Raw genomic sequence first — 20,958 nt, 5'->3', positions numbered from 1 at the left:
ATCTAAGTCTTAAGACCAAAGCTTAGCATGTCGAAGAGTATTCCATGATGAACGTAAGTGGAAAATCACTCTTACTTATAATGCTTTCTGCAGCCTTTTTATCCGGATGTAAAGATCCGGAGGTGGCGGTTTCAACATTGGGCCGAAAACTTGCGGCACCCGTGTTATCCAGCTCCAGTCCTTTTGATCAGGACATGGAGGAGCAAGGCTACGTTCGCATTTCAGGTTCTTGCGATACTCGTGTGGGGCCGGTCGTAATTGGCTTCACTGAGGACTCGTTTCATTCTCCACCGACTTCTCCAAATACTTCAGGTACATCCCTTGGCAGCATCACCAACGACTCCGATTGCTCTGACGGATCATTTGATATTTATCTGACTTCAGCAGACCTATTAAGTATCTGGGGCATTGATGCAACTGATGATAACGATGATGTCGAGCACATCCTGATCAAAGGCGAAACCTGGTTTGGCGACACACGCACTTTGACGATCACAAACAATCGCACTCCAGGCAGCGGAAATACCATCGCCACACACGTGACTTTAAGAAAAGTCTTTCCTGCTGATTTTGCCGGTGCCGGACAGTGTGAAATGTTCAATGCCTATGCAACTGATTCCAATGGCAATGAAACGTCGACAAACACCGCTGTCACATTTGCAGTTCAGGATTCAAGAAGCTCCGGAATTAATTATTATTTGAACGGAACTGATTGTACGAACTCAACTCAGTCCGTGTCCTCTCTTTCGATCCCAGCCAAACAAGGCATGATCACTTTTTACGCCCGCATGCCGACATCACCTGTCGACTCTATCATTGGCTTTACTCCAGTGATTATGAGTGGCGGACTTCAAGCTGCTGCAGCGACAAATGTAACTTTACGTGATCCTGCTTCAAATCGTCGTTTTATCGCACTGATTGATGCTCCCGGGACGATTTACAAAAACGTCTGCCAGCCGATCACCCTACAGCGCATGACCTACTCCAAAAACTCTGCATATGAAACTGCCAGCCTGACGGTGGATGTCGCTCCGTCAGATGCCAAACTGGAGTTCTTCACAGAGAACGATTGTAATGCAAGCTCCAAAACATCCTCAATCGTATTTGGACCAAGTATTTCGAATGCTACAACGTACATAAAATACAATTACAGCGGAGCCTCATCAAACAATCAGGTTAAAGTTAACTTGAACTACACGGTTTCTGACGTTAACTACGACAACCCTGCTTACGTGGTAAGAGTCGATCTTTCTAATGATACGGTCGTGGCGAAAATTGACTTAGGCGGTCCATCCAACATCAGCCGCAGCCAATGTGCCATGTACAAAGTCAATTTGGCTAATAGTAGTTGGACAGCTGTTCCGGCTGACCAGACCTATATCGTCTCAGTCACCAGCACAAATACAATGGCTGGCTTGCAGCTTTATGAAGATGCAACATGTATCAACTCAGTCAGCAGTTTGACTATCCCCCAGGGGCAGTTGAACAAAACTTTTTATGTTAAATCAACGGCAGCTCAAAATTCGTCCACGCAAGTAACCGTGTCCACGAGCTCCTTGACTTCAACTCCACGCGGAATTTCTGTCAGCGTAGAGGCGATGTATTACGTCCACAACCTAGCCGTTTCCAACTCACCTTTACGTGACACATGTTCTTGGATGACACTTTCATACCTAGATGCTTACAACGTGCAAATCCCGGCCAGCACTCCCATTCAACTGTCGTTCTATACAACTTCTGCAGGGGCCAACGGCAAAGTGCAATTCTATACGGATGCATCCTGTTTAAATCCATATCAGGAAAATACAGTGTTTACGGTAAACCCTTATGGGACCTTTGACTATAAGCTATATATGAAGGTTGATGGCAGCTATACGGATACAATGCTAAATCTGACCTTGAACACTTCGGGAGCGCTCTTTACCGCGCCACCGTTCAATTTCTACTTTAATTTACCTATCCCTTAAACTTTCTTCTTCAGCAGTTCCAGGAATGCATCCCGGTCTTTTTCGGGGTGCATGATAAAGGATTCCACTTTGTCGTTTGTGGCGATGGTGATCGCTTGGAATTCATCTTCACAAATATCCAAACAGCTTGAAGTTACTACGCGGATTTTCTTTCCGTCGCCGCTCTCTTTCAGACTTTTCTTATAATACATTTTCAGATTGTCAGCGACGTTCGCCTCTTTCATTCCTGAAATTGATTTACCACACTTGGTGCAAATCATAACAAGAGCATCACTCCAGGGATTATCTTCTTTGCGAATCATGGCTTACTCCTACAATAAATTCTTTAGCTGCTGCCACAGAATCTTGCCTAAATCACTGCGCGGTATCTCTAAAACAGTGTGGCTCTTTCTTATTTTTTCAAACGGCAAAACTTTTGCACTATACGATTCTGCAATCTTGCGATTGGCGTCGTCTGACAAAGTGCTGATCAGATGAATCTCAGCCCCCAGGCGCTCTGAAGGCATATCCAGCAATGTCACCTGCATCACCCATTGGGGATTTAGGTCCATCACCGCTTGTTCAAGCAAAGTCCGAAGTCTTGCGACGTTCGTCCCCTCGCCTCCGATTTTAACATAGTCTTTGCTACGCCCTTGGATTTTAAGCGCTCGCCCCACAACCACTCCGCGATCTTCAGTTGTGAACCAGTTTTCTTTTTTTGGATCCCAATGCTCCATACCTTTTGAGGTGTTTTGCGCATAACAAGTGAACAAGGACTGCGCTGTCACTTCCAAAAAGCCGGCTTCATTGACACGGGCATCCGCATGGGAAAGCAGCTCAATATCAGGATACTCGAAGCCTGCCAGCGAACCCAAATCCGCCGTCGCGATCTGTGAGGCAGTTTCGGTCATTCCATAGCTTGGCAAGAGTGGCCAACCCAAGGCGCGGGCTTTATCAAACAAAACAGAATCCAAAGCGCCGCCGCCCACGACAATAGCACGCATTGAACTAGGAGATTTATAACCCTTCTCCACCAGGTCAAAAACCTGAGTCGGCACCAATGCGGAGAGCGTGCACTTTTCATCAATCAGAACTTGATAGAAATGATCGACATTCCACTTGGAATCTTGAAGAGCAGGCACCACGCGGGCGCCACTTAACAAAGCACGCACCTCAATACCAAAGCCTCCGACATGGAAATGCGGAAGGACTTGGGTCCACACATCAGCTGCAGTTGAATTCAAATGCTTATTAACGGATTCGGCCGACGAGATGATCGCTTTCTTGGAAAGTGCCACCAACTTGGTAGCGCTGGCTGATTCGGCGGTGGACCCGGACGTCGCAATCCATACATGTCCCTTCAATCCGCGCTCTGCCTGAACGGCTTCTGCCAGTGACTTCAGTTTTTGAAAGTCCCCTTGTGGCCAACGCGGATTCAGCAAAATCAGATTTTCGTCGGATTTCAAATCCAGAGCTAATTGAGTTTCTGCCACGTTAAGTCTCTTAGGATCAGATCAAATCCAACCCCGGAACCTTTAATGCTGGAGAAATAAGGACCTGAGGTATTCAAAGTCGCTGAGAACTGATCCATTTGGTAAGATCGATACGTCATGCAACCGGCATCCAGCATCAAGTTGGGATAGTTTTCTTTACACTCCATCGCGACTGCAAGAGCACCCATTGAACCCACGGGATGATCCATGTAACTGGTCACAGTGGCTTTCAGATTAAACTTCTTGCAGCGTTCGATGGCTTTATCGACATCCATTTTCGCAGGCTTAATAACCAGAATATCAAATGGAGCCTTGATCATTTTATCCCAATCAACTTTGTCGTAGGCTGAATCCAGCGCAATTTTGACAAGCTTTTTTGCATCCATCCATGAATCCGGATCAAAAGGAAATGGGTCCTCGACATATTCGATCCACACTTTTTCCTGAGGAGACAGTCCACTGAAAAATCTTTCAAATGACTGCCAGCTGCAGGCGCTGTTAAAATCCAGTCGCATTTTAAATCCAGCTGCTGCAATACGAGTGACAGCATTGGCTTCAGCTGCCAAGTCACGTCCCATTTTCAATTTGATCGTGGAGAATTGAGCTCGTTTTAACTCATCCAGAAATCCAGGAACGATTTCAGCATAATTGGAAACCAGATAGTTGTTACGAACCTTTTCGCCCGAACTTAAAATGGTTTTTCCTTTTTTTCTAAGGTCTGCATCTTTGCGAGCCAGCCAGATCGTTTGCTCCATCTGTGGAGTGATCTTGCCTTTTTTTAGGGCCGCCAATTGATCAGCCAGCATCATATCACCCAGCTCTGGCCAAGGATGCAAATCACCGTAGCCCACGAGTCCTTGAGGCCACTCCACTTTAATCAATGCTCCACTGCGCGGCAGTCCCGCACTCACTGAGTTTAGATTTGTAAAGGGCTTCAAGCTGTATTCGTGGTAGCTCAATTTAATCAAAGTGCAAATCCTAAGGTGATTAAAAGTCCAAAGACCAAGTGCAAGCCGGCAGCTTGCCCCAGAAACTTATTATAAGCAGGACCGGGCTCAGTTTGAAAAACATTTTTTGTCAGTTTCACAGCCAATGGCAACGCGAACATCGAAACGATGGCTGCGATCTTGTAACCCTCAAACCACCAGTAAAGATTTAGTACAAATGGCAGAAACGCCATTGCTGCAATTTCGTAGCGGGAGAATTTGACCCCAAAACGAACGGCCATAGTTTTTTTGTTCACCAGTTTATCACCCTCGCGGTCACGTAGGTTGTTGATGGCAATCAAGGTCGTCGCGTGGAAACCGATTTGCAGCCCCAAAATAAACGCCTCGATCATCCAGTCTCCGGTATTTAGGAAAACCATGCCCATCACGGCCAGCAATCCAAAAAACAAGATCACAAACAAATCACCCAAGCCCAGGTAAGCTAATGGGAACGGACCTGCTGTGTAAGAGTAACCCATCAAAACTGAAGCAATACCGATAATGACGATGGCAACGCCACCTTTCATCACCAAAGGGATCCCACAAGCAATGGCCAAGGCAAAACACAAAGATCCCAATGCCATAACCTGATTCGCGGAAAGGACTCCGGCCTGCGTAATCCGCTGAGGACCGATGCGCTTTTCAGTATCCGCACCCTTTTTGAAGTCCACGGCATCGTTCACCAAGTTCGTGCCAATTTGTATAAGGAAAGATGCCGCCAAGGCGTAAAACAAAACGGCCCCATCCCAGGATAATCCGATGGCTTTCACCAAAGCGGTCGCAGCTAAACAAGGAACCAAGGCTGCTGTCAGGGTTTTAGGGCGAAAAGCTAAAAGAACACTCTTAATTTGACTCATGGGCGCATCATACACTGTTTTTCATGTGACCAAAAGGACTTCTCTATGGCAAAAACGGACTTGGATATCAGAGGGAGAACTTAGATGAACTTAGGAACCGTGATCGCTTTTGTCGCAGGCGCTTTGATCGGCACTTTAATTTCAGGTGTTGTGGTTTATTTCAAATCCAAGGCTCAAGCCATGGCCGAAAAAGCCCAGATGCAAGCCGATGTTCAATCCTTGCAGATGAAGAACGAACTTCTGACGCAGAACCTCCATGAAACCAAGTCCCTCATGAGCGAAGCTCGTAAACAACAAGAAGAGCTTACGAACCGCATGAACGTGCAGTTTGAAAACATGGCGCAGAAAATCTTTGAGGAAAAGTCCGCAAAGTTTGCAGATCAAAATCACAAGAACATCTCATCCGTCCTTGAGCCTCTTAAAGAACGCATCAAAGACTTTGAAAAGAAAGTCGAAGAGTCCTACTCCACGGAACGATCCGAGCGTGGCGTTTTGCGTGGAGAACTGACGAAGCTGATGGAACTGAACAAAGTGATGTCCACAGAAACTCAGAATTTGACCAAAGCCCTTAAAGGCGAAACCAAAACCCAAGGTAACTGGGGCGAGTTGATTTTGGAAAACATCCTGGAACGCTCGGGCCTGCGCAAGGGTGAGGAATACACCATTCAAGGCACAGATATGGATCTGCGCGGTGACGACGGACAAATCCTTCGCCCCGACGTGATCGTGAATCTTCCCGACAGCAAACATCTGATCGTCGATTCAAAAATGACTTTGGTCGCTTACGAACAGTACTCTTCGTCAGAAACTATCGAAGAACAGGAACGTTTCGGTAAATTCCATATCGAATCTCTGAAAAAGCACATTGATGGTTTATCTGAAAAGAAATACCACGCTGCTGATAAATTGATTTCTCCGGACTTCGTGATTCTGTTTATGCCGCTAGAGCCTGCATTCGCATTGGCGTTTAAGCTAAAACCAGACATCTTCCAATACGCTTGGGAGCGCAACATCGCCATCGTAAGCCCTACGACATTGCTTGCGACTCTAAGAACTGTAACAGCCCTTTGGAAACAGGATCGCCAGGAAAAGAATGCTCTTGAAATCGCGAAACGCGGCGGCCTTCTTTACGAAAAATTCGCGAATCTTCTAAAGGACATCCAAAATCTGGGTGAAAAACTAGGGGCCGCACAAAAAGCCCACGAAGAAGTGACCAAGAAACTTTCCGACGGCCGCGGCAACTTGATGGATCAGGTGGAAGACCTGAAACGCCTGGGCGCAAAAACTGAAAAATCTTTGCCCCAATTAGAAACAACATAAACGGTGCCAGGTCCTACTTACGTAAACGGCGAGTCAAGAAGTAGGACATGGCACCTTTTTACTTTGTCATGTGACCCATTGGCCATCCGGTGGCATTTATTTATGTCAGCCACACGGAGCAAAGATGAAATCTAAAAATACCCTTCTAGCAATTGTTCTGCTATTTGCGCCTCTTGTAGTTCACTCGATGCCATTTCCGATTGGGCATGAAGAGGCTTTAATGGCGAACGTTGGCGTGGCCTTACCGGCATCATCAGGTAATTCACTATTCAACCCTGCGGGGTTAGCTTTTTTAACCACAGATGGATTGAGCGTCACGGTCAGTGGGAACGCTCTTGAGCAAATGCGTTTTGAGCTGGATGGTCTGAATGCTGATGATGAGCAAAGTAGTATTCGTCCGACTATTGCGAATATGATCATGCCGATCAAAAAGGGTTATGGTTCCGTGTACGTTTCAAATCCGATTGCAGTAAAAATCCTGCAAAGCCAAATGGGATCAACCGGAACCATTGATCACACACGATTGTCGATCAGCTCCAGCGTTATCAATGCCGGGGCCGCTTATGCTCATCCAATCAATGAAACGTTGGGATGGGGTATTTCCGTAAGTGGCAACTACACCCTTCAGGAAGTAAACGCCTATCGCTATGTGAATGACAGTGTGACGGCAACGACGGAATATGACCACGAGAGACTTAAGAATCTACAGCCCATCATCACTCCTGGAATTCTTTGGGAGGTGACAGACGAATACAATATTGGCGGCGCGATTTCATTTCTTCTGCCGAACATTTTTGCCGAAGGTTTGTCTTATGAGACGAGCACGAATTCAAACACACCAATGAATGTGACTGAAACCTTGGTAATCTATAATCCAAGCACTACACCCTCGCTAAAGCTTTCTGTAGGACAGCTTCTTAAGGCCTTTAATCAGGAATTTCTGCTGGATATTAACTACAGCAGTTTTTACGAAGAAAAAGATGCGCAGGGAATAACTCGCACAACGAATGAACTAAAAGATTTTGGAATTGGCTGGCGAGGCAGTTCATTTAAAAACTTGAAGCCCCTGGCGGGAGTGTCCTATTCAGATCAAGGACACTCGGATGCTTACTTATACACTGCAGGCATTACGGTTCAGCATCGTCAAAATCTAAGCGCTGTCGGTGTTTACTATCAGAAAAACAAACCCAAGCGCGAAGACACGTCCCCATATGACGGGATTGGCATCGTGTTTTCGTCGAACGTTATATACTAGTAAATCACATTCGACGAAAACATCAGGCCGACAGTACTGTTGGGTGTGGAGTTTGCCATTTTGGGTTGGTTCCTTTGAAAGTAAGCGCCCAACACAAGTTCATTGGAACGTTCGTTGATGATGACTCCACCTGTATAAACATAATTTTCAGCAGTGGTTGTACTTCCGTATGAAAACCCAAGAGCTGGCTTCCATCTTTCTTTACCCGATGGTTTCCAGCCAAGATTGTAGATCCAAACCTCAGGTGAAGTATCGGAGACGCCGCCCTCACCCTTATGTTCGTAAGATCCAGTATAGTTTACATTCAGTAGAACATCTGAATTCAGTACCTGAAACATCTGTCCTAGAGACAGAGAATAAGACATCGGCGTATCAGACTTATAACTGCTGCTGGAAGATTCCACGTCGGTTGGAGTACTGGAATTTGTGGAAGAGGTAAATACTTGATGATCCTGGCACCTTTTAGCGGACGCCGCTGACTGAATCGGGATCTTGGGCGGATGGCGAAGCACGGTGATCCAATGCCAATTTGACTTTACCCGAATTAATTGCCTCTTGGATACGACGGGAGGAAACATTGAAGTGATCCACCTCTTCAGGTTTTGCACACATGGTTTTCATCGCCATTAATTTTTTATTTAATTCGACTGCATCGGCAATTCGCAATTCATTCACAGCGACGTTGCCGTTCGTGATGGCGAAGCTTTCTTTGCCGCGCAAAGTGATCTTTTCAAGCTCCCCTTGAATGCCCTTCTGGCCGCCGGATTCGCTGAAGAACACCTGCTGCCCCGTTGGCAAAGTATCAATGACCAAACGGTCTTTACCCTTCACCTGAGCGACTTCCCCAGTGGAGCATTCAAGCAAAATTGGATCCGATGTATTCTTGTACCATTTAAATCCGAAATATCCCCCCACAGGAATACCCGCATCCCCGAGAGTCGCCGAAGCGCCGATCACAGTGAACAAAGTGGCATAGACAGGATCTGTCGTACTGGCCAGCTTGCGCGTGGAAAGATTCAGCGGGAAATTCAGCTCAGGGAACTGCTTCCATGCTTTGCGCATGTTTTCATAATTCGTGCGTACGCTTTTGCCGGGATTGTAAACGAAGCTCACGGCCTGATAGGTGAATTCAGCAGCGGTTTCACCAACGATCAATGGCTCATTCAAACCCGCCATGCGGATCTTATTGCCGTCGAATTCCAATTTTGGAAAAGGCTGATTCAAATCGATTTTTTGGGATTTAAAAATATCACGACTGCCCTTTTCGAACTTGTCGTTACCTGTTGCCGCTGTCACCACACCCAAAGCAGATTCCCAGTTTTGAACTTCCCAGAACAAAGAAATATGAGGCACGGTGGATGCCATCGCTGGCAACGTCATCGTTAAAGTTAGACTGCATGTGAGCAGTAACAAAGAACCCCAAAATCTCATCTGGAAAAATCCTCCGCAAGGACCAAAAGGATAACATGCTTATCAGAGGAGAAAAGGCTTTTCGCAGGGTAATAAAAAAGGCTTCAATCTTTAGTTCGATTGAAGCCTGTTCCATGTAACTCGGTTTGAGGAAATCTTAAAGTTCAGCGTCGCGGATCACGTTAAGTTTCGTAGCAACATCAATCCCTGTGGATTGATTTTTGATCGCAACCGCCGGGTTTTGTACTACACGTTGTTGCAACTTCGTGAAGATCGGCTCGCGGATCGCCAGGTTATTGTCCTGAAGCACACACTGACGAGCGATTTTTTCATTCACATTGATAACCACTGGGGCTTTCAAGTTTGCTGTCATTTGCGTTGGATCATCTGGGATAGTCACGATAGAGAAGAAGCGAGGCTTGTCAGCCGCAGTCAGCTTGATCGCTTCCATATCACCTTTGGTAAGGTTTGCTTTGTATGCCGGGGCAAACAACTCAGGCTCAAGAACCGGGAATGCGATTTGCGCTGATTCGCAGCTTTGCAACCAAGCGAAGATTTCATCACTCGGATCATCGAGAAGAACAAACTTTCTTAGATCCGCAAAACCCAAAAGGCCTTCTGGAAAAGTCAGAACATCTTCTTGTTTCAGCTCAACTTGGCCGAATCTCGATGTTGAAATGATCATTCAATTCCCCCTCTAAACAAAGCGGACCTACCCTTATCTTAGACACGCCAGGATACAATATGGGTAAGTACACCTATAAATCTGGACCTAAATCCAGGGAGACTCAATACAATTTAATGAATTTGACGCGCAACAAAGCGCCCAGTGCGGGAAGTGCCTGACCGGCACATCCCCATAGAGACTATTAAGGCTTTAAAAGCTTAGCGACAGAGCGAGTCTTGTCAGCAGAGACGTCAGCAGATTGGACGTTTTGGTCCTGAATCGCAGCGTAAACTTCTTCGCGATGAATTTTTGTATCTTTAGGGGCTTCGATTCCTAGACGAACCTGTTTCCCTTTGATTTGTACTACTCTGATCTTAATGTGATCATCGATAGCGATGCTTTCACCCAACTTCCGTGTGAGAACCAGCATGACAACTCCTTTTGCTGCAGTCGTTATCGGTAAAATTTAGCGGAACTGTAGGTATTATTTTTATCTTAGAAAGTCAAGAAGGCTTGGTTGAATTAGCTTCCCCGACGTTTCGAGAGTCGCCTTAAGGGTGCTATCGGTTTTATTGATATCGGAAATAACCTGGAAGGCATCCGCATCTTCCAATTGGGACGCCGTCGTTTTGTTATCCACGATCGCCTTTTGCAGGGAATCGACCGTGTTATTTACTGACATAATTCTGGACCCAACCTCAGAACGAGCCAGAACTACTTGGGAAATCGCCTGATCCATCAAGTCCAGAGACTCTTGGACACCGGCCTTGTCATTGGCTCTGAGACTGGTTTCCAAGCCCCTTAGGATGTTGAAAAGGTTCACCCCTTGGGATCCGCTAACCGGGTCTTGCTTGTGCTTATTATTGGCTGAAAACTCACTTGCGGGACCACGAGTCATCAGGAAATTGCGCTCCATGTCTTTATTTTTCTCGATGCGCTCAATTTCTTCCTGCTGGAATTCTTTGACCTCGTCAACGGTCGTCGGGGTCTCATAACGAGGGCGAACCACGCCATCCCCGTCCAAACCACGTCCCGTGAAAACCTTATTGCCGGCGATATTCATGGCCACAAAGGAGTCTTTGTGAGTCTGAATCTTCATATCCCCGTCGTCGCCGTAGTAATTACCTTCATGGTCAAAGGGAGTCGTTTGAGTTTTATAACCCGCAAACACAAAACGCTCACCCAATTTGCGATTTCCGATTTGTACGGCCTGATTGTAAATCTGTTCGATTTCAGAAGCCGTCACCATGCGAGTTTCAGCGTTACCGCTGGCATCATTCGACTGACTGACTGCAAGTTCTTTGGCGCGAACCAGGATATCGGACAACTCACCCAGTGATTGATCCGAAAACTCCAGAAAGGATTTCGCGTTATTGATATTTTTAATGAATTGGGTATTCCCGTGCTCTTCCGTACGAGCGGCAAGCACGCGAGCTGAAGACAACGGATCATCCGAAGGTTTGTTGATACGCTTTTGAGTTGCGGCTTGGTTCTGCAAATCAGACATGTCTGAGCGATTCTTGCTCACATTCTTATTTACCTGATTAAAAGCCATTTTATCCGCGATTCTCACGTCTCTACCCTTTTTTTACTTCTATAGTCGCTTCAAGTTAAGAACAGTGTCGAACATCTCATCCGCAGTTTTGATCAAACGCGCAGATGCATCGTAGGTTTTTTGGAACTCGATCATTTTCGTTGTCTCTTCATCCAAAGAAACACCACTGATTGACTCCCTGATGTTGGTCAACTGGCTCATAACGTTCTTCTGGGATTCCTGGGATTTGATGGCTCTTTGAACCATGGCACCGACTTGACCCACTTGCGTGTTGTAATAGTCGTCCATCGTCGCCGTATCACCATCCATCACCTGCTTGTATTGCAAAGCCGAGATCACGTTTGCGATAGTATTATCACCAGCTGCGTCCGGGCGGGAAGCCGCTGCGATTTTAGAAACGTCATTAAAGATTGTCTTGTTCAAAGCCATGTTGGTCGCTGCACCTTTGACACCATTTGGTTGTTCAAAGAACAGAACGCCGTTCTTACCATGACGGTCAAAACCTTCGATATGTGCTTTATTCACTTCAGTTGTTAATGTGTATGCCAACTGATCCACGTGACCAATCAAATCTTCAATCACCTGATCACGAACATTCAATGCACCACCGATACGACCACCGGAAATCTGTTCAGTCACATTGGCCGGAGTTCCCGTACCATGATAGAAAATTTCCATACGGTCACGAGTGTCAGTTTGACGGGCTCTTAATTCAGAGGAAGATGTACCGGAAACCAGGATCGCAGTACGACCCGAAGTCACAGATACCATTCCGTCTTTACCTTCAGCCCAAGTGATATCGATTTTATCGCCCAGTTTTTTAAGCAATAGGTCACGACGGTCACGTTCGTCATTGGCCGGAATCTTGGAGACTTCCACCGTTTGAATTTTTTCATTCAAATCAGCGATCTCTTTGGTGATCTCATTGATCTCACCAACTGTGGTTTTAATTTGCGCATCCAGGTCTTCCTGAACACCGCGCAGTTGGGACGTTACGCGAGCGAAGTCCTTAACCATCCCTACCGATGCCTCGCGCACCATTGTACGGGATGCCAGCGATTCAGGATTATTGGAAAGTTCACGGAAACCATTGAAGAAATCAGTCACATACTGATTCAGGCCCTTGTTATTCTGTTCGTTATAAACCTGCTCTACGCGAGAAAGAGCATCTGCACGGGAATCTTCATACCCCATGCTCATGCCTTCTTTTTGAATCTGTTTTTCCAACCAAGGATTATTTACGCGAGTCACGACGCCGGCACGGGCACCCATACCGATTTGCAAACCACCCTCACCAATAGGAACGTTCGAAAGAAGTTCCACTCTTTGACGAGAGAAACCTTCCGTGGATTTATTGGCGATGTTATGACCTACAGTTTGCAACGCTGTCTGAGAATTCATCAGCGATCGCTTACCCGTGTCCATCATTGCCGAAATCTTCGACATTCTGTCTCCTAGAGATCGCCATCCTGGCAATCTGTGGGTGTGGTTCGTTTCTCACTCAAATATCAGGCTGAGTGAAAACCTGCTTCGTTATGCTTCCTTGCTGACGAAGTTCCCGGAAACCTGCGGGCCGGATTTGTAACCGCCCTTTTTTTCGTAAGTTTTCTTACCGGACAAAGTTTCTTTAATATTATCCAAAGCGCCATTCAAAGTGCTAAGAGCTGTCTGTGCGTGCTCTTCATTGGCTTTGTTGATATCCGTGATACGTTTGATCAACATATCCAAAGCGGCATGCTGTGTGCGCAGACGATCTGCTGCGGTTGGATTGAAAGCCATTTTCTGAGCCAGCTCCAACAAACGAGGATTCTCAACATCACCGCCCACGATACCCGCAAGATCCATTGCATAACGGGAACGCAGGGAATCCTGAGCTCTTAGTTTGTATAGCAACTCTTCTTTGATTGAATTGTTTTCGTCCAATGCCTCACGGTCCGCACGGATCAGGATTTCCTTTTCCTTACGAACAAGATCAAGAAGAGTGCGATAAATTTTTGTTAGTTCTTCAAGATTGGCTTCGAGCTTCTGAAACGCTCTTTCTGCTACTGCTACGTCCATTGTACTTTTTCCTTCCTCCTTCGCTGAAGCTTCGGCGGACAGGCCGCATGTGTCTTCAGGAGGTTTCTTGGATAGTTCCATCAGTCATCCTTGGCTGGTGGTGGGAGTGTATTATCGTGTGACTCCCGCACACTGTGAGTTTCTAAATTAGAATTTCAGGTGTTCGTCAACCATGCGGTCAGCGATAGACTTGGCGTCAACTTTGTAAGTTCCTTTGTCGATCATATCGCGGAACTTCGCAACTTTCGCTTCATCAACATCCGGAGTGTTCATTGCCAACTCCTTGATGCGTTTTGCTTCTTGAGCACGAGGAGACAATTCCACTTTCGTGGATTCATTTTGTGCTTGTGCTTCAGTCAATGCATCAGCTTTTGCATTATTAATTTTGCTTGCAGCATTCCCTGCTACGCCTGCAGCTTTGTCGGATTTACCAGCATCAGTAAGGTTCAAATTTTGACCTACTTTATTGTGCGTAATCTTCATCGACAGCTCCTCTTTCTTGAGTGTTATAAAACACTCTTTCTATTCTTAACATAGTACCATAACGAGACATTTCTACCAAATCATTCTGAGACAGTTTGTTGTCCTGTCGAATGGTCTGGTTCCACCGTCCAATACAAGCTTTTTGCGTCTGAGCTCAAAATCCCAAGGGTCTCGCCAGCTTGCACCTTTTTACCTGTCTCAATTTGAGACATTTGGCCCTTAAACACGACCTGACTTTTTAGACCATTGTCGTGCTCAATTTCCACCATAGTTTGGTTATCCACCAAGTTACGCACAGCCCGCAAAGTCCCGCCCCATGGGGCTTTCACCTGATTTTCATCTGCCTGAACCGCTTGTGCACCAGCAACCGGAGGCGCTGTGCGTGAGATGCGATATGACATTGAATCTGCACTACGACCAGGATGACGAAATTGTCGCGCAGTAAAATTACTCTTATCATCCAGAGCCAAAGGACCCATGGGCTTCAGTTGATTTTTTTTAATTCCAAGTTGCGCACCATAACGATCAACCAACTGATCATAAATCAAATTGGAAAGACCAATGCCACCCTTCTCACTCCACTTATCAACATACTCACCATCAAGCTGCTCCCGAAAAATCTTCTCTGCCTGATTCACCTGAATAAATCCACTCTCATGAACCGTCGAGCGCATGGCCTTCATCATCTCACCCAAAAAATGTTTCTCATACATCTTAGAAACATCCCGCAACTTCTCATCCGCCGGCTTCTGCTTAGGCCGATTCATAAACCGCGAAGGCAAAGCCTGCACACCACCAGCCTTCTGCTGCAACGGCACATCCATAACCTCGCCCCAAGATTGCAAAGCAATCAAGGAAGCAATCAAAACAACAAAGAACGAGGATTGACGAAGAAGGGCTCCCAGCGGAGCTTTTATCAAGTTCCGCAGTGCTGTGGATAAAGTAGAAAAAAATGAAAACATCGAGCCACTCATCATACTAAGTGAATTGAACCGTCATGAGCGAGGACTGTCCGAAGAGAAAAGCTCCGCTGGGAGCCCTTCTTCGCCAATCCGTCGTCGTTATGTTGAGAAATGTCGAACAAAAAAGAGGAAGAAAAAAAGGGGAGTTGAGTCGGAGAATCATGTGCATCCTGCACTTGACTCTTTAGAGTGTAGCTTCGGCTCAATTCGGTCACTCCGTGACCTTGCTGATCTTTTGCTTCTGTTTCCTGCGAGAAAACTTTGACTCTTGACCATCCATGGTTCGCGATCTCTTCCTCACCCTCCCCGCGTCTTAAACACTTCCATGTGTTCAAGACATATAAATTAAGTTTATTAAAAGGTGCGTCATTATGAAACAAAAATTTCATAGTACGTCGAGTTCTCCATGCAAAGCCCCTGCGGCTTTAATGGACTGAAGTATAGTAATCAGGTCTTTAGGCGTGACGCCCATCTTGTTCAGAGCCTGTACTAACTCCCCAACGCTGACACCCGTTTCAAGAACCGCCACTTTTTCATCGACAGTTCCTTTTTTGCCATCACTCACTTTCACCGCCAAGGATCCATGAGAGATCGCAACTTTAGAAATCTTCACCTTGTCACCGATCACGATTGTGCCGGTTTTTTCATTCACCACCACTCGTGCTTTCATATCCGGATTGATGTCAATGGACTCAATCGTCGCAAGTAATTCAACGCCGCGATTTTCATAAGCAAACGGTGTGATGATATCAATCGTGCCACTGTCTTTTGCCGAAGCGTAGTGACCACCCAGTTCCTTGTTGATGGTTAACACTGAGCGCGCCGCAGTGGTGAAATCAGGATTAATCAAAGTCAGACGATACATTTTGCGACTCGCAAAATCGGCCGACATATCTCTCTCAATTGTTGCGCCATTTGGAATTCTTCCAGAAGTTGTATGAGCATCCTTCGGATCGCCACCCATAATGATCGACCCCTGAGCCACTGCATAGACTTCGTCATTCGCTGCGCGAAGTGGAGATTGCAATAGCGTACCCCCAGCCAGCGATGAAGCATCACCGATTGCACTGACCGTGATATCAATCGGATTTCCCGATTTACCGAATGCTGGCATGGTTGCTGTGATAATAACCGCAGCCACGTTCTTACTGGTGAAATCCTGATTTTCAAGCTTCACACCCAGTTTATCAAACATTCGAACCATGGACTTGCTCATGAATTCGTTCTTGCCGTCACCGGTGCCTTTAAGACCAACCACGATACCGTATCCGATTAACTGGTTCTCGCGCACACCACGGATCGAGGCGATATCCTTCAAACGTGCCGCTTGGGCCACTTCAACAGAAGCCACAAGCAAAAGCATTCCCAAAGAGATGATTTTAAAAACTTTATTCATTTGCGGTGTTCCTTCTGATGCTTACGACATCATACTGAGGATCAAGTAGTTTTCCTGAAGTGATGCCTTCGTCGTTGAAGTCCTCGGGACGCAACAACCCAGTCAGGATCACTTTGTATTCACGCTTTCCGATCATGAAGGGCTGTTGACCTTTCACGCGGTAATTTCCATCAGCAAGTTTTTCGACAATTTTGGAAGGGATATTCTGAACATCAGCCAAGGCATTGTCTTTGCCATCCGCTGCAGGCGCAGAAGCTGCTGGTGCCGGAGCTGCTGCCGCCGGAGCACGACCGCCCTCTGCATTCGCAGCCAGGCCATTACCAAGTGGCGCTTGTGTTCCTTTTTCCTGCTCTTCCAACTGTTTCAAAAGATCTTTGATAACACTGACTTTGGTTTCAACCTGCTTTTGAGCTGAACCATCGAGCTTCACGTTCACCATATCGCCTTCACGACGCATTTTGTTTTGGGCAAACAAGTAAGCGCCCTGACCTTCCATCACCCATGCGGAGCCCGCATTTGATTGAAGCTCTGATTCATCTTCCATGCGATTTTTCGTCATTCGTTTATATTGACGATCTGTCGGCACTCGAAGATTCGTGGAATCAGAATATTTTGGGGCCTTGCTGATTTGCTCCAGGGGCTTAACTTCCTCTTTGTCACCACTTAAGGAACCAACGAAGTCATTCACTGTCGCGCAACCCGTCGCCAGGATCATCGCCGTGAAAATAGCCATCACGGCTGTAAATTTAATAAATGGGGTTTTATTAGTATTCATCATTGCAACTTCACCACGCCTTTTTCAATGATAACCGCAGACAGAACTTTCTGAGTGTCCAGATTTTTAACTTTAATAGCATCACCGACGAAACCAGTGTCCTCTGCTTGGACATTGGCAGAGATTTCAAAACTGTCGTCGCCGATAATGGCTTTAACAATTTGTCCCCTCTTAGCTGCCGGTTCACGTTGAAGATCAGAAGTCCATACTGGAGTTCCGACGGGAAGTGCACGAGCGGCCAACTGGCCATTGGCGTCTTCAATTCTAAGACCATTGTCTTTGGCAAAGGTGACATCCACCATTTGCATTTGAAGATCCTGGGCCGTGACCCTCTCTCCTTGTGAGATCAATCTCTTGGTAACCGGGGTTAATTTTGAGACGCGAATTGTGCCGGAAATCCATTTAATTTGACGTGAATCCCCGTCGCGGATCGGCACAAGGAACCCACCCTTTGTGGTCATTTGCGTTAAATCCAAATCCCAGGCGCGATTTGCCGGCACCGGAGTGGACTGAATCGTTAATTTGTATTCACATTCCGCACAACGCGCAGTCAGGTGATTCAGGATCTTGCGCTGAACCTCTTCGCGTGAAACCGGATTCTTTGCGAACTCCACCTTAACCAGACTTGGAATGATGAAAGCGGGCTTTGCAGCGCGCAGTTCATCATCGCTTTCCATCTCGGCTCTTAGAATTTTAAGAACCTCTTTGGATTCCAATTTTTGAGAAATTAAAAGTTCGCGGGCGTCCTCACGAATCACAATGGCATCAAGCTTGGCCACCAGGGATTCACTTGCACCTTTAACCACTGCCACATCCCCCAAGCGCAACAAAGGGCGCTGGGAAACCTCGACAGTTGCCGGAATGGAAACCTCAGGCCTTGCGAAGGCTTGGGATCCGATCATCAAGAAAGCAGCTACCAACAACTTCATCAGCAATTATCTCAAGTTGTTAATGGATTGAAGCATCTGATCTGACGCCTGAATCACTTTGGAGTTGGTTTCGTAAGCACGTTGAGCCGTGATCATATTCACCATTTCATCAACGATGTTCACATTGCTTGACTCAATCTGACCTTGCGCCAAATAGCCCGTTCCATTCAAACCTGGACGAGAAGTCACAGGTTGACCGCTTGCCGGCGTCTGCATGAACAGGTTTTTACCCATGGCTTTCAGACCTGCTGGATTTACAAAGTTTGTTAAATCGATATTTCCAACCACTTGAGGGGCATCGCCCGTTCCAACCACAGTGCGAACTTCACCTGAAGGAGTGATTTCAACTCCTGAGGTATTGATTGGAATCGTGATTTCCGGTTGCAATGTGTTTCCGTTTTTATCAACCAGGCGCCCCGTTGGATCTTTTTTAAATGAACCATCACGGGTGTAGGCAACTTCACCATCCGGAGTCATCACGCGGAAGAACCCCGCGCCTTCAACTTGAAGGTCAAATGGGTTTTTTGTCACCTGAGCGGAACCATTTTCAAAATCTTTTTGAATAGCCGCTGTACGCACACCCAAACCGGTCTGTACACCATTCGGAGAAACTGAATTCATACCCGTCGCTGCACCCGGCTCTTTTTGAGTTTGATACATTAAGTCTTCAAATTCAGCGCGGGACTTTTTAAAACCCGCCGTCGAGGAGTTGGCAATATTATTGGCAATAACATCCATATTCGTCTGTTGCGCCGCCATCCCCGTAGCCGCTGTATTCAAACTCTTAATCATCCATTCCCCCTGTATCTAAAACTCTATTTTTTAATCTCTATTTTCGATTCTCGAGGTTTCGCTAAGGCGAAACCTTACCTACTACGTTGACCATCTTTTCAGCCATCTGGTCATAAACCGAGATAGCCTTTTGCGTGCTTTCAAAAACACGGTTGGTCTGAATCATGTCCGTCATTTCCTGGACCACATTTACATTCGAAGTTTCAAGGAAACCCTGACGAACGCTTGGGTTTGCAATATTGGTCACTTCCGCATTCATATTGGGTTTGAAGCCATAAAGAGAGCTTCCCATTTTTTGCAAGGAATCCGGATCCGTCACATTCACCAGGGAAAGTTTCCCCAGATTGTTGGCGCCTTGAAAAACATCACCATTATCCGCGATATTCACGGCACCGCCATTGGGCTCAAAACGAAAGACACGAGAAGCAGGATCAGCTCCACCGGCAGCGTCAGCTCTTAGCACCGGGTGGCCATCTTTAGTGACCAATTGTCCATTGCCATCCAATGAGAAATTTCCAGCCCGAGTCAGCTTCACACCACCCGGTGTGGCAACTTCGAAAAATCCTTTGCCATCAATCGCGACATCAAATGTGTTACCTGTGGGCTTTAGACCGCCCTGAGAAAAGTCTGTGAAAGTACCTTTGGTATCGACGTAGCTTTTGTCGCCACCCTGCATATTATAGAAACTTTCAATGGAAGCCACATCACGGGGAACCTGAATTACTTCAGGTGGCTTTTCATTGGCAGTCAGATATTCCTGGAATAGCTGTTGATCCCGCTTAAATGCCGGCGTGTTCACGTTCGCCAAGTTATTGGCGATCGTATCCAGTTTTGTACTTTGAGCCATCGCTCCACTTAGTGCAGTATAGACGCCTTTTACACTCATTAGATTCCCCCACCATGTTGAGCAGCAAGGTGTATGCCAGAGTTTGACAGGACCGATCTTAGTCTAGGAAAACTTCTCCACTCTGGACTTCTGTCTGGAAGAATTTTTATGGACTCAAGTTTTCTGCGATTTGACCGGTGCAGGGACCTTCGTCGATGGTGTCACCTTGCTGGCAATTCTTTGTCGACAGTGTCAAAGAATCGACTTCATAATAGATTCTATGAGAAGAACGTTGCTCGCTGCTTTCATCACATTTCACGCGTCTGCTATGGCTTTCGCAAATACCAAGCCTGTCGTCACTCAACCGACGGCGCTCTCATTAAAAGAAAAGTTGAAATCGCTGACGGCACGATCCACCCACGTCCAATCCGACAATCTGATTTTTGATCTTCCGGTCACCTATAACAAACAGGTCAGCAAGTGGGTTTCCCACTATCAGGTCAAAGGTAACAAATGGTTCCGTGAGTGGCTGCAACGTTCCTACAAATACATGCCCTTCATTCAAGCCGAACTTAGAAAAGCCAACATGCCGACGGACCTTGCCTACATGGTGATGATCGAAAGCGGTTTTTCTCCTCATGCGGTCAGCACAGCCGCTGCTGTGGGCCCTTGGCAGTTTATTGAACCGACAGGTGTTAGATACGGTCTGAATAAAAACTGGTGGCTTGATGAACGCCGCGACTTGCACAAAAGTACAACGGCGGCCATTAAATACATGAAAGACCTCTATGAGGAGTTCGGTTCGTGGTATTTGGTGGCAGCAAGTTACAATATGGGCGAGAACGGTCTGCGCAGACAGATTAAAAAATACGGCACCAAGGATTACTGGACGCTCATTAAACTATCTGCACTTCCTGTTGAAACTCAAGAGTACGTGCCAAAGATTCTTGCAGCCATGTTAATTTCGAAAGCTCCAAACCTCTATGGCTTCAGAGATCTGGAGAAAATGGATCCGCTTGAGTACGAAACAGTATATGTACCTGGCGGCACCGAACTCAATTCACTTGCAGATCACCTGGGGATAACAAGAAAATCACTAAAAGATTTGAATGCTGAGCTGTATCTAGGATACATTCCTCGTCAGGTTGCAAAGCATGCCATTCGTGTTCCCAAGGGAGCTTCGAATATGACATCCAACTTTGCAAGCCGCTCTCAATCCGTTTATTAGAATATCCTACTCCGGCGATC

At 46.5% G+C, this 20,958-nt stretch carries 22 protein-coding genes; 4 read left to right on the top strand and 18 right to left on the bottom strand.

Translation table 11 applies throughout. The features are described from left to right. Positions 1–44 precede the first annotated feature (44 nt). Positions 45–1,967 carry a hypothetical protein gene (locus tag ACLVWR_RS08710; RefSeq protein ID WP_413583421.1) on the top strand — a complete coding sequence of 641 codons (1,923 nt, stop codon included), beginning with the start codon at positions 45–47 and terminating at the stop codon, positions 1,965–1,967. Here the strand turns inward: ACLVWR_RS08710 and ACLVWR_RS08705 are convergent. From ACLVWR_RS08705 to menA, 4 genes are read right to left on the bottom strand one after another with little or no spacing between them, the layout of a single operon-like run. Further along, positions 1,964–2,269, bottom strand: coding sequence for a (2Fe-2S) ferredoxin domain-containing protein (locus ACLVWR_RS08705; protein WP_413583420.1), 306 nt, complete (start codon positions 2,267–2,269; stop codon positions 1,964–1,966). The two genes, ACLVWR_RS08710 and ACLVWR_RS08705, sit on opposite strands and share 4 nt — an antisense overlap. A 9-nt stretch (positions 2,270–2,278) precedes the next feature. Then, positions 2,279–3,439 (bottom strand): AMP-binding protein, encoded by a 1,161-nt coding sequence (locus ACLVWR_RS08700; RefSeq protein WP_413583419.1) that lies wholly within the window; start codon positions 3,437–3,439, stop codon positions 2,279–2,281. Beyond that, positions 3,421–4,407 carry an o-succinylbenzoate synthase MenC gene (menC, locus tag ACLVWR_RS08695; RefSeq protein ID WP_413583418.1) on the bottom strand — a complete coding sequence of 329 codons (987 nt, stop codon included), beginning with the start codon at positions 4,405–4,407 and terminating at the stop codon, positions 3,421–3,423. The genes ACLVWR_RS08700 and menC overlap by 19 nt, the downstream gene beginning before the upstream one ends. Beyond that, positions 4,404–5,282, bottom strand: coding sequence for a 1,4-dihydroxy-2-naphthoate octaprenyltransferase (gene menA, locus ACLVWR_RS08690; RefSeq protein ID WP_413583416.1), 879 nt, complete (start codon positions 5,280–5,282; stop codon positions 4,404–4,406). The genes menC and menA overlap by 4 nt, the downstream gene beginning before the upstream one ends. Before the next feature lie 84 nt (positions 5,283–5,366). On the opposite strand from menA, the gene ACLVWR_RS08685 reads away from it, so the two are divergent. Together ACLVWR_RS08685 and ACLVWR_RS08680 are read left to right on the top strand one after the other, a co-directional pair. Further along, positions 5,367–6,602: a DNA recombination protein RmuC gene (locus ACLVWR_RS08685; RefSeq protein ID WP_413583415.1), complete on the top strand. Its 1,236-nt coding sequence runs from the start codon at positions 5,367–5,369 to the stop codon at positions 6,600–6,602. A gap of 124 nt (positions 6,603–6,726) precedes the next feature. After that, positions 6,727–7,857, top strand: coding sequence for a hypothetical protein (locus tag ACLVWR_RS08680; RefSeq protein WP_413583414.1), 1,131 nt, complete (start codon positions 6,727–6,729; stop codon positions 7,855–7,857). On the opposite strand, the gene ACLVWR_RS08675 is transcribed toward ACLVWR_RS08680, so the two are convergent. The 14 genes from ACLVWR_RS08675 to flgF form a co-directional block, all read right to left on the bottom strand. Beyond that, complete coding sequence (locus ACLVWR_RS08675; protein ID WP_413583413.1) at positions 7,854–8,195, bottom strand: hypothetical protein; 342 nt, start codon at positions 8,193–8,195, stop codon at positions 7,854–7,856. The two genes, ACLVWR_RS08680 and ACLVWR_RS08675, sit on opposite strands and share 4 nt — an antisense overlap. Before the next feature lie 124 nt (positions 8,196–8,319). After that, positions 8,320–9,288, bottom strand: coding sequence for a hypothetical protein (locus tag ACLVWR_RS08670; protein WP_413583412.1), 969 nt, complete (start codon positions 9,286–9,288; stop codon positions 8,320–8,322). Positions 9,289–9,424: 136 nt separating this feature from the next. Further along, positions 9,425–9,952 (bottom strand): flagellar assembly protein FliW, encoded by a 528-nt coding sequence (fliW, locus tag ACLVWR_RS08665; protein ID WP_413583411.1) that lies wholly within the window; start codon positions 9,950–9,952, stop codon positions 9,425–9,427. 184 nt (positions 9,953–10,136) lie between these two features. Continuing rightward, complete coding sequence (gene csrA, locus ACLVWR_RS08660) at positions 10,137–10,364, bottom strand: carbon storage regulator CsrA (protein ID WP_340598623.1); 228 nt, start codon at positions 10,362–10,364, stop codon at positions 10,137–10,139. Between the two features lie 60 nt (positions 10,365–10,424). Then, positions 10,425–11,507 (bottom strand): flagellar hook-associated protein FlgL, encoded by a 1,083-nt coding sequence (gene flgL / locus ACLVWR_RS08655; RefSeq protein WP_413583409.1) that lies wholly within the window; start codon positions 11,505–11,507, stop codon positions 10,425–10,427. 21 nt (positions 11,508–11,528) lie between these two features. After that, positions 11,529–12,935, bottom strand: coding sequence for a flagellar hook-associated protein FlgK (gene flgK, locus ACLVWR_RS08650; RefSeq protein WP_413583408.1), 1,407 nt, complete (start codon positions 12,933–12,935; stop codon positions 11,529–11,531). A gap of 87 nt (positions 12,936–13,022) precedes the next feature. Next, positions 13,023–13,547, bottom strand: a complete 525-nt coding sequence (locus ACLVWR_RS08645; protein WP_413583407.1) for a flagellar protein FlgN — start codon at positions 13,545–13,547, stop codon at positions 13,023–13,025. Positions 13,548–13,694: 147 nt separating this feature from the next. After that, positions 13,695–14,030 (bottom strand): flagellar biosynthesis anti-sigma factor FlgM, encoded by a 336-nt coding sequence (gene flgM, locus ACLVWR_RS08640; RefSeq protein WP_340598619.1) that lies wholly within the window; start codon positions 14,028–14,030, stop codon positions 13,695–13,697. 80 nt (positions 14,031–14,110) lie between these two features. After that, entirely contained in the window at positions 14,111–14,992 is an 882-nt protein-coding gene (locus tag ACLVWR_RS08635; RefSeq protein ID WP_413583406.1) for a rod-binding protein, read from the bottom strand. Between the two features lie 385 nt (positions 14,993–15,377). Beyond that, on the bottom strand, positions 15,378–16,388 hold the full coding sequence (locus ACLVWR_RS08630; protein ID WP_413583405.1) for a flagellar basal body P-ring protein FlgI: 1,011 nt from the start codon (positions 16,386–16,388) through the stop codon (positions 15,378–15,380). Next, positions 16,381–17,166, bottom strand: coding sequence for a flagellar basal body L-ring protein FlgH (locus ACLVWR_RS08625; RefSeq protein WP_413583404.1), 786 nt, complete (start codon positions 17,164–17,166; stop codon positions 16,381–16,383). The genes ACLVWR_RS08630 and ACLVWR_RS08625 overlap by 8 nt, the downstream gene beginning before the upstream one ends. Then, positions 17,163–18,092, bottom strand: a complete 930-nt coding sequence (gene flgA / locus ACLVWR_RS08620) for a flagellar basal body P-ring formation chaperone FlgA (RefSeq protein WP_413583403.1) — start codon at positions 18,090–18,092, stop codon at positions 17,163–17,165. The genes ACLVWR_RS08625 and flgA overlap by 4 nt, the downstream gene beginning before the upstream one ends. A 6-nt stretch (positions 18,093–18,098) precedes the next feature. Then, entirely contained in the window at positions 18,099–18,884 is a 786-nt protein-coding gene (flgG, locus tag ACLVWR_RS08615) for a flagellar basal-body rod protein FlgG (protein WP_340598613.1), read from the bottom strand. Positions 18,885–18,945: 61 nt separating this feature from the next. Next, positions 18,946–19,770 (bottom strand): flagellar basal-body rod protein FlgF, encoded by an 825-nt coding sequence (flgF, locus tag ACLVWR_RS08610; protein ID WP_413583402.1) that lies wholly within the window; start codon positions 19,768–19,770, stop codon positions 18,946–18,948. A gap of 220 nt (positions 19,771–19,990) precedes the next feature. Between flgF and ACLVWR_RS08605 the strand changes: the two genes are divergently transcribed. Next, the gene (locus ACLVWR_RS08605) at positions 19,991–20,938 is read left to right on the top strand and encodes a lytic transglycosylase domain-containing protein (protein WP_413583400.1); all 948 of its coding nucleotides are present in this window, start codon (positions 19,991–19,993) and stop codon (positions 20,936–20,938) included. Positions 20,939–20,958: the final 20 nt, after the last annotated feature.

The organism is Bdellovibrio sp. HCB288, assembly GCF_047305935.1.
Taxonomy (GTDB): domain Bacteria; phylum Bdellovibrionota; class Bdellovibrionia; order Bdellovibrionales; family Bdellovibrionaceae; genus Bdellovibrio.
This window is presented reverse-complemented; position numbering and strand designations above follow the sequence as displayed.

Bases quoted from the DNA above. Each gene is read 5' to 3' on its own strand.
- ACLVWR_RS08710 (WP_413583421.1), top strand. From the start codon at position 45: ATGATGAACGTAAGTGGAAAATCACTCTTACTTATAATGCTTTCTGCA.
- ACLVWR_RS08705 (WP_413583420.1), bottom strand. From the start codon at position 2,269: ATGATTCGCAAAGAAGATAATCCCTGGAGTGATGCTCTTGTTATGATT.
- menA (WP_413583416.1), bottom strand. From the start codon at position 5,282: ATGAGTCAAATTAAGAGTGTTCTTTTAGCTTTTCGCCCTAAAACCCTG.
- ACLVWR_RS08685 (WP_413583415.1), top strand. From the start codon at position 5,367: ATGAACTTAGGAACCGTGATCGCTTTTGTCGCAGGCGCTTTGATCGGC.
- ACLVWR_RS08680 (WP_413583414.1), top strand. From the start codon at position 6,727: ATGAAATCTAAAAATACCCTTCTAGCAATTGTTCTGCTATTTGCGCCT.
- ACLVWR_RS08675 (WP_413583413.1), bottom strand. From the start codon at position 8,195: ATGTTTCAGGTACTGAATTCAGATGTTCTACTGAATGTAAACTATACT.
- ACLVWR_RS08670 (WP_413583412.1), bottom strand. From the start codon at position 9,288: ATGAGATTTTGGGGTTCTTTGTTACTGCTCACATGCAGTCTAACTTTA.
- fliW (WP_413583411.1), bottom strand. From the start codon at position 9,952: ATGATCATTTCAACATCGAGATTCGGCCAAGTTGAGCTGAAACAAGAA.
- csrA (WP_340598623.1), bottom strand. From the start codon at position 10,364: ATGCTGGTTCTCACACGGAAGTTGGGTGAAAGCATCGCTATCGATGAT.
- flgK (WP_413583408.1), bottom strand. From the start codon at position 12,935: ATGTCGAAGATTTCGGCAATGATGGACACGGGTAAGCGATCGCTGATG.
- ACLVWR_RS08645 (WP_413583407.1), bottom strand. From the start codon at position 13,547: ATGGACGTAGCAGTAGCAGAAAGAGCGTTTCAGAAGCTCGAAGCCAAT.
- flgM (WP_340598619.1), bottom strand. From the start codon at position 14,030: ATGAAGATTACGCACAATAAAGTAGGTCAAAATTTGAACCTTACTGAT.
- ACLVWR_RS08635 (WP_413583406.1), bottom strand. From the start codon at position 14,992: ATGTTTTCATTTTTTTCTACTTTATCCACAGCACTGCGGAACTTGATA.
- ACLVWR_RS08630 (WP_413583405.1), bottom strand. From the start codon at position 16,388: ATGAATAAAGTTTTTAAAATCATCTCTTTGGGAATGCTTTTGCTTGTG.
- ACLVWR_RS08625 (WP_413583404.1), bottom strand. From the start codon at position 17,166: ATGATGAATACTAATAAAACCCCATTTATTAAATTTACAGCCGTGATG.
- flgA (WP_413583403.1), bottom strand. From the start codon at position 18,092: ATGAAGTTGTTGGTAGCTGCTTTCTTGATGATCGGATCCCAAGCCTTC.
- flgG (WP_340598613.1), bottom strand. From the start codon at position 18,884: ATGATTAAGAGTTTGAATACAGCGGCTACGGGGATGGCGGCGCAACAG.
- flgF (WP_413583402.1), bottom strand. From the start codon at position 19,770: ATGAGTGTAAAAGGCGTCTATACTGCACTAAGTGGAGCGATGGCTCAA.
- ACLVWR_RS08605 (WP_413583400.1), top strand. From the start codon at position 19,991: ATGAGAAGAACGTTGCTCGCTGCTTTCATCACATTTCACGCGTCTGCT.